This is a genomic window from Orientia tsutsugamushi str. Boryong, assembly GCF_000063545.1.
Taxonomy (GTDB): domain Bacteria; phylum Pseudomonadota; class Alphaproteobacteria; order Rickettsiales; family Rickettsiaceae; genus Orientia; species Orientia tsutsugamushi_C.
This window is the reverse complement of the sequence record NC_009488.1, coordinates 427,713-442,489: the sequence shown is the minus strand read 5'-3', so window position 1 is coordinate 442,489 and position 14,777 is coordinate 427,713. Positions and strand designations below refer to the sequence as shown.

At 28.8% G+C, this 14,777-nt stretch carries 13 protein-coding genes and 4 pseudogenes; 8 read left to right on the top strand and 9 right to left on the bottom strand.

Going from position 1 to position 14,777, the window contains the following annotated elements:
- Positions 1-185: 185 nt before the first annotated feature.
- A pseudogene (locus OTBS_RS13810) lies at positions 186-281 on the top strand (IS5/IS1182 family transposase); the annotation flags it as partial.
- Positions 282-1,130: 849 nt separating this feature from the next.
- On the opposite strand, the gene OTBS_RS02160 reads toward OTBS_RS13810, so the two are convergent.
- Complete coding sequence (locus OTBS_RS02160) at positions 1,131-2,579, bottom strand: Ppx/GppA family phosphatase (protein WP_232488862.1); 1,449 nt, start codon at positions 2,577-2,579, stop codon at positions 1,131-1,133.
- An 800-nt stretch (positions 2,580-3,379) separates the two neighbouring features.
- Between OTBS_RS02160 and OTBS_RS11240 the strand changes: the two genes are divergently transcribed.
- A protein-coding gene (locus tag OTBS_RS11240) for an IS5 family transposase (RefSeq protein ID WP_157866311.1) occupies positions 3,380-4,202 on the top strand; the annotation gives its coding sequence in 2 pieces (ribosomal slippage) (positions 3,380-3,768 and positions 3,767-4,202; 825 coding nt in all).
- Between the two features lie 17 nt (positions 4,203-4,219).
- Here OTBS_RS11240 and OTBS_RS18185 read toward each other — a convergent pair.
- Together OTBS_RS18185 and OTBS_RS18180 are read right to left on the bottom strand one after the other, a co-directional pair.
- Positions 4,220-4,390: a hypothetical protein gene (locus OTBS_RS18185; protein ID WP_410517959.1), complete on the bottom strand. Its 171-nt coding sequence runs from the start codon at positions 4,388-4,390 to the stop codon at positions 4,220-4,222.
- Between the two features lie 189 nt (positions 4,391-4,579).
- Positions 4,580-4,792: a reverse transcriptase N-terminal domain-containing protein gene (locus tag OTBS_RS18180; RefSeq protein ID WP_157866309.1), complete on the bottom strand. Its 213-nt coding sequence runs from the start codon at positions 4,790-4,792 to the stop codon at positions 4,580-4,582.
- An 85-nt stretch (positions 4,793-4,877) separates the two neighbouring features.
- On the opposite strand from OTBS_RS18180, the gene OTBS_RS02145 reads away from it, so the two are divergent.
- A complete protein-coding gene (locus tag OTBS_RS02145) occupies positions 4,878-6,050 on the top strand; it encodes an ankyrin repeat domain-containing protein (RefSeq protein WP_011944497.1) in 1,173 nt (390 codons plus the stop codon).
- Positions 6,051-6,537: 487 nt separating this feature from the next.
- On the opposite strand, the pseudogene OTBS_RS02140 reads toward OTBS_RS02145, so the two are convergent.
- The 5 genes and pseudogenes from OTBS_RS02140 to OTBS_RS17810 all read right to left on the bottom strand — a co-directional run bounded on the left by OTBS_RS02140 (position 6,538) and on the right by OTBS_RS17810 (position 9,538).
- Positions 6,538-7,921, bottom strand: a pseudogene (locus OTBS_RS02140) (replicative DNA helicase).
- A 75-nt stretch (positions 7,922-7,996) separates the two neighbouring features.
- Positions 7,997-8,239: a DnaA N-terminal domain-containing protein gene (locus OTBS_RS17825; protein WP_332370167.1), complete on the bottom strand. Its 243-nt coding sequence runs from the start codon at positions 8,237-8,239 to the stop codon at positions 7,997-7,999.
- 14 nt (positions 8,240-8,253) lie between these two features.
- Complete coding sequence (locus OTBS_RS17820; protein ID WP_332370166.1) at positions 8,254-8,655, bottom strand: hypothetical protein; 402 nt, start codon at positions 8,653-8,655, stop codon at positions 8,254-8,256.
- Between the two features lie 356 nt (positions 8,656-9,011).
- Entirely contained in the window at positions 9,012-9,299 is a 288-nt protein-coding gene (locus tag OTBS_RS17815) for a hypothetical protein (protein WP_332370165.1), read from the bottom strand.
- Positions 9,296-9,538 carry a hypothetical protein gene (locus tag OTBS_RS17810; RefSeq protein ID WP_332370164.1) on the bottom strand — a complete coding sequence of 81 codons (243 nt, stop codon included), beginning with the start codon at positions 9,536-9,538 and terminating at the stop codon, positions 9,296-9,298. The genes OTBS_RS17815 and OTBS_RS17810 overlap by 4 nt, the downstream gene beginning before the upstream one ends.
- 273 nt (positions 9,539-9,811) lie before the next feature.
- Between OTBS_RS17810 and OTBS_RS02130 the strand changes: the two are divergent.
- The 5 genes and pseudogenes from OTBS_RS02130 to OTBS_RS13805 all read left to right on the top strand — a co-directional run.
- Positions 9,812-10,227 (top strand): annotated as a pseudogene (locus OTBS_RS02130) (transposase); the annotation flags it as partial.
- Between the two features lie 395 nt (positions 10,228-10,622).
- Positions 10,623-11,702, top strand: coding sequence for a peptide chain release factor 1 (prfA, locus tag OTBS_RS02125; RefSeq protein WP_011944495.1), 1,080 nt, complete (start codon positions 10,623-10,625; stop codon positions 11,700-11,702).
- Between the two features lie 203 nt (positions 11,703-11,905).
- Positions 11,906-12,925, top strand: a complete 1,020-nt coding sequence (locus OTBS_RS02120) for an FKBP-type peptidyl-prolyl cis-trans isomerase (protein WP_011944494.1) — start codon at positions 11,906-11,908, stop codon at positions 12,923-12,925.
- On the top strand, positions 12,922-13,842 hold the full coding sequence (gene era / locus OTBS_RS02115; RefSeq protein WP_011944493.1) for a GTPase Era: 921 nt from the start codon (positions 12,922-12,924) through the stop codon (positions 13,840-13,842). The genes OTBS_RS02120 and era overlap by 4 nt, the downstream gene beginning before the upstream one ends.
- Positions 13,843-13,955: 113 nt before the next feature.
- Positions 13,956-14,051: pseudogene (locus OTBS_RS13805) on the top strand (IS5/IS1182 family transposase); the annotation flags it as partial.
- A gap of 318 nt (positions 14,052-14,369) precedes the next feature.
- Here the strand turns inward: OTBS_RS13805 and OTBS_RS02110 are convergent.
- On the bottom strand, positions 14,370-14,735 hold the full coding sequence (locus tag OTBS_RS02110) for an outer membrane protein assembly factor BamE (protein WP_011944492.1): 366 nt from the start codon (positions 14,733-14,735) through the stop codon (positions 14,370-14,372).
- Positions 14,736-14,777: the final 42 nt, after the last annotated feature.

Here is a 14,777-nt window from a genome sequence, read left to right as displayed (position 1 = left end):
GATACTATTTAATAGACAATTTTTGCAAGATATATCAATAGAAATAATAAAGATGTATCATCTCTAAATGTATATTCACTTCCACGTTCAATCTCTTGTCCATTATAGTTTGTCATTGTTATTATCCAAAATATTAAATTATTTTAAAAATTATAATAGCCCTCTTTCGAAACTGGTTAACATAGTTCAAAATTATTGCTGATAAATATCGAAATAGACGTAAAAAATTCGGTCTTAGATTTAATTTGATCTCTGGTATTTATAATTTTGAACTATGTTAACCAGTTTCGAAAGAGGGCTAATGTAATATATTAAATATATTATAAAGAAATAATACATTTTATAAAAAAAATTGCAAGTGTTTATAAAATTATTATTTCTTTTAAGGATTTATGTAAAATATTGATGCTACTAAATATGTTGTATAACAAATAATATTCTTAGAGCAAAAAAAAGTATTTGAAACATAACTTGTAATATCTCAATTACTTTTTACATCCATAATTATATGTAAAAATTATTTTCAATAATCTATTCACTTATATTACTGTATAATATCTTTAGATCTCTAATAGCACTGTTTACATATGCATTATCTACCTTTCTACTAATGTTATCCAAATATATCATTCTTTGTAACTGATTATTATACAAATAAGCTACTATAAAACAGTTATAATTGGCTATTACTATGACCTAGCTAGGCCTATCGAAAAGTATATGATATAACTGTTTTATAGTAGCTTAGCTATATCACATTATAACTAGAAATAGTGTAAGATATTGAAAGAGCTAAAATAGCAACAAAATATGGCTAATAGTATACAAAGAGCACTTAGGAAATTATGATTTTATAGTATTAACCAGAATGTGATATAACACAAGTTAAACATAATGAAGAAGTAAAAACTAACTTGTCTTTTGGAATTATCGTAATTGTGTCTATGAACTCATTCATTAATATAGTACTTCTTTTGAATGATAAAAACTTTTTTATAGCTATATCCAAGGTTCTTGGTTGCCATTAGTATTTGGCTACTTTAAATCTTTTCAGCATATTAAAGTATGATAACCAGGTGGTTTTTTGACTACCTTTTGCATATCTTACAGCTATTTATCTTTTGCAGAAATTATTGCCGATATGATCTAAGGGAACATATTTTTTTTAACTTTCTAACAACTTTAGTCCAAATCATCTTTGGTAATACAGAAGTAGTACTAAGCTCAATAAATTTATAATTTACTGGTAGTGAAAATGACGGGCTTTTTAGAGGATACCCATCAATATCTTTAGCAATGCTAATTACAGTACCAATAATCATACTATTATAAAATTCTGTTTTTGGCAAAATTTGTTTTGCTATTTTAGTAATACGCAATACTGATTTTGAATCAGAAACAGCCTTAGCTAAAACTAGAGATAATATTACTCTTTGACTATGACTAAATGGTAAATCTGATGTTAAAATATATTCTGATAAAAAGCTTGTTCTAAACAATGTATTAATCTCTTGAGTATAATTTACAAGAATAATAGATGCTCTAATAATCTGTTCAGTTGCTTCATTAGGTTGTATTAATAATGGTAAAATCATTTTAACATATTGCTCTAAATAACAATCATCTTCCTGCAAATTAACTAATTTAGAACAGTATTTATATAACATGTTATCATTTTTAACAGTATGAAAAAAATTAACAAAACTATTGTTTAGCTTTTCAACATCTGCAGGTAATTGTTCATTGTTAGGTAAAAAGCAGTTTCGTACATGCACACCTTCCTTAAGCCCGTAATTAGAAACTACAACAGTTTTGATATTAAAAACCTCTATTAAAGCCTGTAATATCATTGTTGCATGAGCATTTACTTTAAATTTGCTGCTGCGATAACTTGAATTAATATTTTCTATATTGTCTAACTCAGCAATATATAACAGAATATTATTAGCCTGAACTCTAAAGTTGTGTGTATTAACAAGAGGATAGTTAATAAACATCATATAAAATCTAGTAATAATTCGAAACGCTCCTCCAATTAAATATAGATTTTGATAACCAACATTACTAAATTTTTGAATTTGCTCTTTAATAAAATCAATGCTAATAGTTTTCAAATTATTAAGCAGTTTAGTGCCTAACTGTAGTGAAGTACAACTAATAATTTTAGACTGTCGTACTTCAATCAATTCTAAGCTACCTCCTCCAAGGTCAGCTACAATTCCATCTACATCAGGAATTCCAAGCATTAAACCAATAGTAGTTAAATATGCTTCCTGTTCTCCTGAAAGGATTTCTACATCAATTCCATATCTTTGTTGAATAATATCTTTAAATATTAATGCTTTATGATGCCATCTAAGTACAGCAGTAGCAACGCATTTTACATTTTTAACTCCAATCCGGTTAAAAATATGTATAAAATGCTCTATAATAAGATATGATTGATGTGTTATATCTATATCATCACATTCTAGTAAGGACCAAATATCGGCTTTAAATTTATCACTGTAAATTTTAGCACTAGCAATATTTAAGTTTTTATATATAGCAGCTCTAATAGCATTTGAACCAATATCCATTACAGCGTAATACATATGTATATATTATATAAATGACTTAGCATTATATATATATTACAATATTATAATAATTGGTAGTAATTTCATTTATAACACGAGAATATGAAAAGGAGAAGTGTAAAAGGTATAGAAAGAGAAAATGTTAAGTTATAAAGAAAAATTTAAATAAAAGTGGAATGACATAATATTAAAAAATGTATTGTAACAGTATACCATTTAGTAGATAATTTACAGATTAACACCAAGAAGTAATCAAAGGAACAGAGATGCGAAGTGATACTTAGCTGAGTTATTAACAATAGCGATATATTTTTATTTGTAGCCATGCAAGTATTTTAAAAATTATTATCTATATTACTTGTATCATATATATAAAGTAGACTACTATAACTGTAGTATAGAATGTTATTACTGCTATCTGTATGTATTAATGCCTTATCTGAAAGGAGAAAATACAAGTATGCATTTATACAGACATTCAATATTTAAAGCGATTTAACTAACTAAAAGAAAAAAAGTTATAGCAACAGCATTTAATGTTTTATAAAAGTGGCTATTGATTGAGATGCAAGAGAAATATAGAAATGAGAGAAAAACTATCGCAGAAAAAATAACTAAAGAATGAGCCGATTAAGTAAAAACATATTGAGTTAAAAAACAGAAACAGAGCTCCAACAAAAATTTTCCATTGATAAACTAAAAGAAGATATATCACAATATAGTTACAAACAATAATAGACTTCTTTCGAAACTATACAATGATGTAAAATGGTGTTATAAAAATCTGATTTGAAGTAATAATGAAATTAGATCAGATTAAAGAGTTAAAGGATGAAAAATTTCGTCGATTAACAGTAGTAAGGGAGGGAATATTCTCAAAGATGGTGGATATTTTGAGGAAAGCTGATGGTGTTAAGAAATCAAAAGGAGGGCGTAAAAATAAGCTCAATTTGGAGGAACAGTTATTGATGGCCTTAGAATACCTTAGAGAATACCGTACTTATTTTCATATAGGTCAGAACTATGGGATTAGTGAAAGTTCAGCATATAAAGCTGTAAAATGGGTAGAAGACACCTTAGTTAAACACCCAAACTTTGCTCTTCCAGGTCGTAAAGCTCTAATGAATAGCGATATGAATTATGAAGTAGTCTTGATTGATGCTACTGAGAGTCCAATAGAAAGACCCAAAAAAACAAAAATTCTATTATTCAGGAAAGAAGAAAAGGCATACACTAAAGACTCAAATAGTGGTAGACAAGAAAACACACCAAGTAATATGTACAGATTTTTCTAACGGTAAAAAACATGACTTTAGATTATTTAAGGAATCCAAAATTCTTATCCATCCTAAGATTAAAGCGATTACTGATATAGGATATCAAGGTATACAAAAAATTCACAATAATTCTGCATTACCAAAGAAAAAAAGCAAGAAAAATCCTTTAACTAAAAATGATAAAAAGAATAATCGTAGGTTAGCAGGAAAAAGAGTTGTCAATGAAAACGTTATTGCTATGCTAAAACGGTTCAAAATTATTGCTGACAAATATCGAAATAGACGTAAAAGATTCGGTCTTAGATTTAATTTGATCTCTTGCATTTATAATTTTGAACTACCTTAACCAGTTTCGAAAGAGGTCTAATATCGAATTTGGTAATCATTATATAATTCCACCTTTTCATATAACTTTCTTCTACACAACCTTTTCCAGCAGAAGCCTTTCAATCCACTTGATTGCATTAGATGAGGTCTTACTATCTTATCAAACCAGTCCATTACATATCTAAACCAACTACTAGAGTTACCAATCCTAAAGTAATTTATCCAGCCTTGTAATATCTGGTTGATAAGATATATTACTCTATCAATTGGTTACAATATAAACTTGCAAAATATTTCTTTTAGTATTTTTAGCAGAGAAGTTTGTGCTCTCGTTCTAGACATTTTTCTGAATTTTAATTTTAGATTGATCAGTTTTCACTAGCCTAAAATTAAAACTCAGAAAGTCAAATGTTTTACTATTAGATATAAATATTGTATTAAGCAATTAACTCCTACAATTCTTTTTTCTGAGGTTTCAGTCACTTTTCTAACTGCAATTACATTACTGTCAAAAGAATTGGCAATTAAATGTTGCAAAGCTTTCACTTTATCATATTTATTTACCTGTATTACCTTTACGATATGCCAAAGTATATAAAATATCTGCAAAAAATAATCAATTTTAGATTGAATTATTACTTATTTAATGTATAATATCTTTGTTAAAGATATTCATATAATTTAGGAACTAATAATGTATAATACTGATTTACATGATGCTGCAAAACAGGGCGATATAAACAAGGTAAAGCACCTCATTTTGGAAGAGAATAGAGATGTTAATTTTCAAGATGAGGATAAAAATACTCCTTTATATTGTGCAGCAAAGGAAGGGCATACGGATGTTGTAAAATTTCTGTTAACTCATGGAGCTGATAGTAGTTTACAATGTCAGTGCACTAATACTGCTTTGCACATAGCTACACAAAACAAGCATGTAGATGTTGTAAAGATTCTGGCAGCTCACGCAGCTCAAACAACTAATGTAGTTCACACAGATAATAATATTGATTTACCAGGTAATATGAATCAAACAGCTCTACATATGGCTGTTCGAAACAAATCCATAGATATTATAAAGATTTTGTTATTTTATGGGTCTGATGGTAATTATCCAGACGCTTTTCGTAATACTGCTTTGCACGTTGCTATGACTCAACATAATTCTGAAATTATAGATCTTTTGTTAACTAATGGATGTAGTCTCAATGTACCAAATACAGCTGGTACTACTCCTTTTAAAAAGATTTGCAATTCTTTTCTAAATCAACCTACAGAGCAAAAGCAAAAAATAATAACATCATGTATTGCTCATCTTGTTATGAGAGAACATTGTAACAAAGAAGAAAGTACAACAACACAGCCAGCATGGTTTAAATACAATAAATATCTTACAGCTGAATCAGAATGGTTTAAATCCAATAAATCTCTTATAGATAAAAACCAATCTCTAAATGAAATTTGGCAGAACTGCCAGAAAGAAATTCAAAAGATGAAAGACACAATTGTTTGCGAAAGCGAAAAAACATCTCTTTTTGATATGTTTATGGAATCGGATCTTGATAAGATAGCAAGGTCCACTAATTATAGACATATTAGGCATAAGTTTAAGAAAGAATTTTGCACGTATTCTCCTTTTATTGAAAAAGCTATCGAGAGTAGAACTTTGATGTTACAAAATGCAGTAGAATCAATAGATGATATATTTGAACCAAATCAAGATGATTCAACATCTTGGCCTCATTTACCACTAGAAATGAAATTTATGGTACTAGAGTACTGCAGTAAGGATGATTTAACAAAACTTCAACATCATGAAGAAGTTGAAATTGCAGGGGGCAATAATGTTATGCATGAAGAATCGTAGCACAAATATCAAAGCTTTCTGTAACGAAAGAAATAGTAATCGCAAACTAAAACATCTTATAGGTATTGCAAAATGTCAGTACAAAATTGCTAAAATACAGAAAATCATATTGCTTGCACTATTAAGGTTTTGAATTGCATAAATAAAATTCAAAACCTTACCTCTACAACATAATACTCTTTTTGCATAATGTTATAAACTTATCTCTTTCTTAAACTCTAATCTATTATAGTTTCAAAAGAAATTTATTATTACTTTCCCATTTTTTTTCTTATAAATTTTTGTAGCTAGATCCTAAGGTTGATATACTTACTTTATCTTTTTGATGCTTCTTGATGACGACTACTTCATTCTTCAGAATATGCTATTACTATCTTCCTTAGATTAAAAATTGTACGTTTCTTTTCTTACTTTCATTGTGCTCTTGCTTACTAAAAATCCTTCAAATTACTTTGTTAGCAGTACTAAATTCACATCTTGGTTTTTATTAACTTTGCAGAGAGTGCTTAACCATATTGGCAAATTTAGAATACTGATTAGTATAGTGTAACTTCACTGTACCAACTGGCCCATTACGGTGTTTAGCAACAATTATTTCAGCAGTATTATGACATCTATCTTGTTTAGCAATCCATTCCGTATATTCTGGCGTTCCAGGAGCTGGCTCTGATCTAGATAAGTAATATTCCTCTCTATATATGAGCATTACAATATCTGCATCCTGTTCAATGGAGCCTGATTCTCTTAGATCTGATAGCAACGGCTTTTTATCAGGCCTTTGTTCAACAGCTCTAGATAATTGTGATAATGCAATTATTGGAATATTGAGCTCTTTAGCAAGAGCTTTTAAGCTCTGAGTAATTTCAGAAATCTCCTGCACTCTATTATACTGACTTCCTCTAGAATCAATTTTTATTAGCTGTAAATAATCAATAAATAATATTGCTAAATTATGAGTGCGTTTAAGTCTACGAGCTCGTGATCTAATTGCTGATATTGAGATTGCAGGAGCATCATCTATAAAAAAATTCCACTTTTGTATTTCATTTTGTACAGTCTTTAACTTATCAACATCTTGTTCACCTATTTTACCGTTAAATAATGCAGAGCTATTAATTTCAGATTCTATAGAAAGAATTCGAGTAGAGATTTGCTGAGATGACATTTCTAAAGAAAAGAAGCCAACTGATGGTACATTATCTTTAGTATTTTTTTTGAGTAAGAAAATATTTACAAGCATTTATTGCTAAGTTAACTCCTAAAGCAGTTTTACCCATTGAGGGCCTGCCAGCTAATATTATTAGGTCAGAATTTTTAAATCCTCCAAGCTTTGAATCAAGGTCAGGTAGTCCACTACTAATACCGTTAATAGAGTTTTTATTTTTAATAGCAGATGAAATTGATGTCCATGATTCTTCAATTGAAGTTTATAATTTTATAAATCCTTGACTTAAAGTTCCTCTTGAAGCTAGATCATATAATTGAGATTCAGCAGTTTCGATCTTACTGATAGCTGTATCTGCTAAAGTAGAAGAATATGCATTCGTTGCTATTTTTTCTGCAATTTCAATTAAATAACGCCGCAGTGCGAGATCATATACTATTTTGCCGTATTCATTAACATTAACTATACTTAATGCTAAAGTTGTAAGTTTAGCTAGATAATCTACTCCACCTATTTCCTCAAATGCGAGTTCATTGCCTAGCATATTTTTGAGCGAAATTACAGTAGCACTAATTCCTTTACTAATAATGAGATTAATTGACTTATATATTTTACCATGTAATGGTTCATAAAAATGTTCCGGCAGTAAAAATTCGTTAATGTTATATAGCGCACGATTGTTAATCAGAATTGCCCCAAGTATCATTTGCTCTGCTTAAATATTATTTGGAGCAATCTTTGCAAGATCTTTTTCCATATCACTCTTTAAATTTTATTAAAATTATTCGAACTTAACTAACTCAAAAGAAAACCCTTGAGCTTTAAAAGCGTGCGCAAGATTTTCCATATGGTTGATTGTGATGTAACTATCAGCAAATCCTGTTTTAGCTTTAATGAATATTTTTTTATTAACATTATCTTCATTTACAACTTTTAATGGACTAAACCATGATTTATCGATAGCTTGACCATAACTTTTAATCAAAGATTCTCGTACTTTGTACCAAGTTGAGTTGGAGTCCAATTGTTTACTCAGATTCAAGAGATACTCTTCTTCATTGATTTGTTTCTGTGAAACAGTTTTGAGTTGCTCAAATGGTGTAACTTGTAATTCTTGTCGTATCCATATACATCTTGTACAGCTTGTAATATCTTTGATCTATCACATTCTGTTAGTGTAATATTTTTAAGCAACTTAACAAAAAACTTAGTTCGAACTGCTGGCCCAAAACTACAAGAAGTCAAAATTTGATAAGCCATAGCTGCTTCAAAAGAACCAGCAATTTTATGCTTCAACTGGCTTTCCTTACTAAGATTTGTCCTTGTTTCAATTTGCGCAAGATATTTTTCCTTATTAAATTTTTCTACGTTATCAAATCCACAGTTGTCACTATTTGCCTGATCAGTAGTTCGTAATTCATTTGCTAACGCTTTTGCCATATAGTTTAGAACTGATGCCTTACCGCCAAAATGATAATTCGAATATTGATCTGCTAGCTTTAATAGTAATTTGTTGATAAAGTATATGTTAAAACCTCTATCAGACTTATGTTGCAGTGTAACTACATCTTCTGGTGTTAGTTGGGTAAAAGTCTTCTAGCCTGTACCTTTTGAACCATTCTTTTTTACCATTCGAAGACTTGAGAATCTTTGTTATTAGTGATTCAATGTCTTTATTGCGATTTTTAGTTGAAGTCCGTATATCATTTTCAAAATCATCAACATTTTGAAAATTTTGTTCTTCATTTTCATTTTTGTTATTCTCTACTAACTCACCTTCAGTAGATCTAGATATTTTAGATTTTTTTTATATATCTATATATGTCCCTGAAAAAAGTTTCAGGTTGACCTGAAATTTCTTTCATGTTGGGACGAAATTTTTTTTCTGGTAAGGCTATATTTTCTTCTTTTCCTTTTTCACTATAGTGCTGAAAATTTTTCAGAATTTTTATGCAAGGAACATTACGTAACTTAACATTGTCTTTAATTATTGTCCTATTTTCAACTTCAATAAAACCTGCATCTCTTAATTCTACTAAGCATTGCCTAACTCTTCTTTGACCAACATTCAGCTTTATCTTCATAAAAGTTGATAACTTTCCTGTAATTCATCTATATCTTTGTTGTAATAGATATGTAGTCTAAATACTATGAATGATAAAAGCTGTTTAGATGTTTTACTTAATGCTTTTCCATTATCTCCACTTAGCTTTCTCCATTCTGGTGGAATGATATTTCCAATAAAGTTATAAAATATTGTGTCATTATTGTTACTATTATTTTTAATAATATTACAACTATTACTACAGGGCGCATTTTTCATCTCCAAAAATACAGCTATAGTAGGTGTTTTAGAAAATAATTTTTTTATAAAATTACAGTCAAATTTTTGTTCAAAAGGTTGAAAATAGGTTGAAAAAAATTTTTATGCCAAACCTATATATAGTCATTTACAATGAAGTTTGCATATAAAATATCCTGTTGGTAAATCTTATGACGCTATTGTTGCTTTTTTCTATGCTCAAACCTCATTGTAAATGACTATAAATCTTCATACTGATATACTATCTGCCTTAGAAGACCAATTTTACCTATAGTACATCTTATAATCAATAATAAAGGCGAAATAATGTCAGTTAAAATAATAAAAGCCACCTATCTGTATCTTCAGTTTTTTTCTAAAGGCTTATCTGGTAAATTGTTTAGTGATAAAGCTTACATATCTAAAGAGTTATTTCATCAACTGTTGACCAATGGTTTACGTTTATTTACTAATCTTCGTAAAGATATGAAAACATATTTATTGGACATGCAAGATAATCGGTTATTAAATAAACGTTCTTTAATTGAGTCTGTCTTTAATGTACTAAAAAACATATGCTTTTAGAGCATACTAGACACCGTTCTCCTCTTAATTTCTTTGTTCATATAATTGCTTCTCTTGCTAGTTATTCTATCTCTAAACTTAATCCCCATCTTATCTCTTCTTCTTCTCCTGACTCCTTATCCTAAATTGACGTTTATTAAGTAGAAAACCTCTAATCCTTACTATCTCCTATTCTATCTTCTTATATCAAACACTAATTATATTAAATCTATGCTTGATTTTGATATTGTTTCTCATTCTTTTATTAATTTCATTACTCTTTTTCTTAAATTATATGAATATGCTGCTGCCATATTTTCTATCCCACCTTATTTTTTCTTTACAATACCCTTCTTTCTCTTATGTTGTGACTTGCTTTTTGATTTATGCTATATCTTTCATTTAGCTGAAAAGGTCTATTTTCATTTCTTGACTTTTGCATGAGTCATGATAATAATTCTTGATTAATAGGAAGTATTTGACTGATCTTAACTTTAGAAGTATGACTTTAATAATTTTGAGCAAATAAGTATCGAAAAATATGAGTTTTACTGTTCACTTGAATAAAATTTTACAAAAATATCAAGATCTTGAAGCTGATTTAAATGGTGGTAAGCTGGACAATAAAGAGCTAGCTTTAATTTCTAAAGAATATTCTAATCTTAAGCCTATAATTGAAAAACTTAATCGCTATTTAAAAGCTCATGAAAATATAAAATACTTGCAACAAGTAATTGATACAGAACAGGATTTAGAATTAAAGTCAATAGCAGAAGTTGAATTATATGATACCTTAAATTATTTGCCAAAGTTAGAAGAAGAAGTTAAAATATCTCTCCTTCCTAAAGAGAGTGATGATCATAAAAATGCAATTATTGAAGTTAGAGCAGGCACTGGCGGAGATGAAGCGGCGTTATTTGCAGCATCTCTATTTCAGATGTACAATAAATATGCTGAACGTAAAAAGTGGAAGTTTGAACTTTTATCGATATCAGATACAGAAATTGGTGGATGTAAGGAAGCATCAGCTTTGATTAGTGGAAACGGTGTATTTGCTAATTTAAAATTTGAATCAGGAGTACATAGAGTCCAGAGAATACCTAAAACAGAATCAAATGGTAGAATACATACTTCTGCTGCAACTGTTGTAGTTCTTCCAGAAGCTGAAGAAGTTGATGTAAAAATTGATGCTAAAGATCTTAAAATAGATACATACCGCGCATCTGGGGCTGGAGGACAGCATGTTAATACAACTGATTCCGCAGTAAGAATTACTCATATTCCTACTGGTGTTGTAGTATCTCAACAAGATGAGAAATCACAACATAAAAATAAAGCTAAGGCAATGAAAATATTGTATGCTAGATTATATGACTTAGAAAAACAAAAAAGCAAGCAAGAGCAAGCAATATCACGAAAAGTTCAAGTTGGAACTGGCGATCGTTCAGAACGTATTAGAACTTATAATTATCCTCAAGGTAGAGTAACTGATCATAGAATTAACCTTACGTTATATAAAATCGAAGAAATTATTCAAGAGGGTAAATTAGACGAAATCATTAATAATTTGATCTCGGAAAATGAGGCAAAAAAAATAGCTGATAGTAATATTCAATTTTGAGAATCCTTTTGTAGCATAGATAAAAGAATTAAATTTGAGTAATGCAAGGGTTAGTTTATAGTATTACTGCATATTGTGGAAAGATTTTATGCTATTATTTTAAAATTAAATTTCCAAATATATGTGTTTTACATAAAATTTACTTTTCTTAGATATCAAAACAGCCTTTTAACTGAAAAAGTTCATTAAAAATAATATATATAATGCAAAAAATTATTAATCTTATTACAATTGGTGCTATTATCTATGTATTAGTTACTGGTAAGTTTATTGACTTTTTACAAACTAACAACAATAGTAATGACGTAGTTGATAGTTCTTCTGCTGCCACAGAAATAAACAGCAAAGAACCAGAGTTTAATGAGCTTGAAGGCAATTTTTTTGAAAAATCTATTTCTAAGGTTTTAATCAATGTTTTGAAGACAGATACAGGAAAACAGCTATTTAAAAATTTGGTTCATCCAGTTGAACAAAAATCTAACTTAGCAGTTGGTAGCAATACTAAAATTAATAATATTGCGCTTATTAACTATATCTTTGATATCAAAGACATTACTAAGATACCAGAAGCTAAAGGGCCAGCTTATTGCGGGCAAACAGTAACTATTTCTTATCGTATCACTGATGAAAACGATGTTATTATTGAAGAAAAAGTGAAGACACTGAAGCTTGGCGATACAAGAAAAGCTGATAGTATTGATAATATAACAGTAGGTATGCGTGTTGGAGAAGTTAGAGAAGCGATAATTCCTCAGCAGTATATGAATCTTGATACAGTAACCAATCAATCTAATAGTAAAGCATATAAGATTCAAATTACATTACAAGATATTGCATCTTTAACTAGTATTAACCAAAACGAAATTAGAATTTGGGATGATGAAATAGTACCATATAAAGTACCATATTTATGCGGGCATTTTGCAACTTTTGATGCCAAAATCAGCAAGCTTGATGGAACAGTCATATATGATACTACTAGTGAAGATCAAAAAATAGAAATGCATTTAGGAGAGAATGATTATCCAATGATTTTTTCATATGCTCTTTTTGATAAAATTCCAGCTGGAAAGAGAACAGTGTTAACAAAAGGAAAATATTTTAGAAATAGTTTAGATAAAGAGCCAATTAAATTATCTTACGATCTACAATCCAAATTACTTACAGATGAGTTTTTTATTCTTGAGCTTTTTAACTTTCAGGAAGGAAGTAATATTCAATGACAGAGTCTAAAAATCGACTAGATAAACAACAAAAGACAATGGTTGTGAGCATATTGGGTATGCCAAACTCTGGTAAGTCAACCTTACTAAATAGATTAATAGGACAAAAAATCTCTATTGTGACTCCAAAAGTCCAAACTACTAGATCTGCTATTACTGGGATTGTAACTTACAACCTTACACAATTGATTTTTATTGATACTCCTGGAATATTCCAACCAAAAAAAACATTAGAAAAAGCAATGGTGCGATGCGCATGGACAAGCATTGTTGGAGCAGATATAGCATTGTTGATAATAGATATTACTAAAAAATTAAATGAGCAAATTCAAATTATTTTAACTAGATTAATATCACAAAAAATTAAGTTTTGCATTATTTTAAACAAAATTGATATTGGCCTAAATAACTTAACTCAGTTAATGAATGATTTAAAACAATTATCTATTAATGCTAAAATTATAGCAATATCGGCATTAAATGGAAATGGAGTACAAGAATTGCTTCAATATATATCTACTATAGCTCCTATTAGGCCTTGGTTATATGATGAAGATGATATTACTACTGCTAGTATGAAGTTTTTAGCTCAAGAAATTACTAGAGAGCAACTATTTTTAGCGCTACATCAGGAATTACCATATAATATAACAGTTGAGCATGAAAGATGGGAACAACTAAATGATGGCAGTGTTAAAATTTATCAAGCAATTGTAGCTAATAAGGATAACTATAAGGCAATAATTCTTGGTAAAGCAGGCAGTAGAATCAAGAGCATTGGACAAAAGGCTAGATTTGCTATGCAGCAAATTCTTAATCTTAAAGTATGCTTAATTTTATTTGTAAAAATAAGGCCTAGTTGGGACCGAGAATATAGCTTTTATGAAAAGATGGGGTTAAAGTTAATAAAGTCATAATATAACATAAGTTTGATATAAGATATGTTAGAGAAGAATAAGGGCTATAGATCTCTTGAAGCTTATATTTGTAGTCATTTACAATAGACCTCTTTCGAAACTGGTTAAGGTAGTTCAAAATTATTGCTTACAAATATCGAAATAGACGTAAAAGATTCGTTCTTAGATTTATTTTGATCTTTGGCATTTATAATTTTGAACTACCTTAACCAGTTTCGAAAGAGGTCTATTGTAAATGACTATATATAGTTTTAAACATATATTTTCATAATTCTTGATTAAAATATTTGCTAAAATTTTCTATAAGAAATCATGATAGTTTTGTTTGTTTCTTTAGAAGACTTTAGCAAATACCTATGGTATTTCTTTAATTAAGCGAGCATCTTATATCACTACTTTTCTTGCTAACTACATTACTGTTTTAATTACTTTATTTTCTAAATATAATGTATCTGCATTGATTTTGAACTCTTTATTTCTTTTGATTTATTGTCACACTTCTCTATGTATATTTTATTATAGCAAGATTAGTTATCAAAAACTAATATACGCATTAATTTGTCATTATCAGCATTAAAAGTTAGTATAACAATTCTTTGAGCCAGTAATTTATTAAACCAAAGATTATTTACTTTGGTGGTATAATGGATGTAATACCAGATATTTAAATTGTCTGCTGATATAAAAGAAGGAGCGCCTATTAAATTAATAACATCAAGCTTAGACAAACTAACATCTTGGCGTAGTAATTTTTCTTGTAACTGTTCTATCTGCTCATCTCGAATGTACTTACCATGATAGTCAATAGTACTAGCACTTAATATTAATAATAGACTCAATAATAAAAATATTCTCTTAATAAAAACTCTAAAGTAAACCATATTATATCGCATTATTAATTAGCTGGATTTCATTGATAAAATATAATATATTAT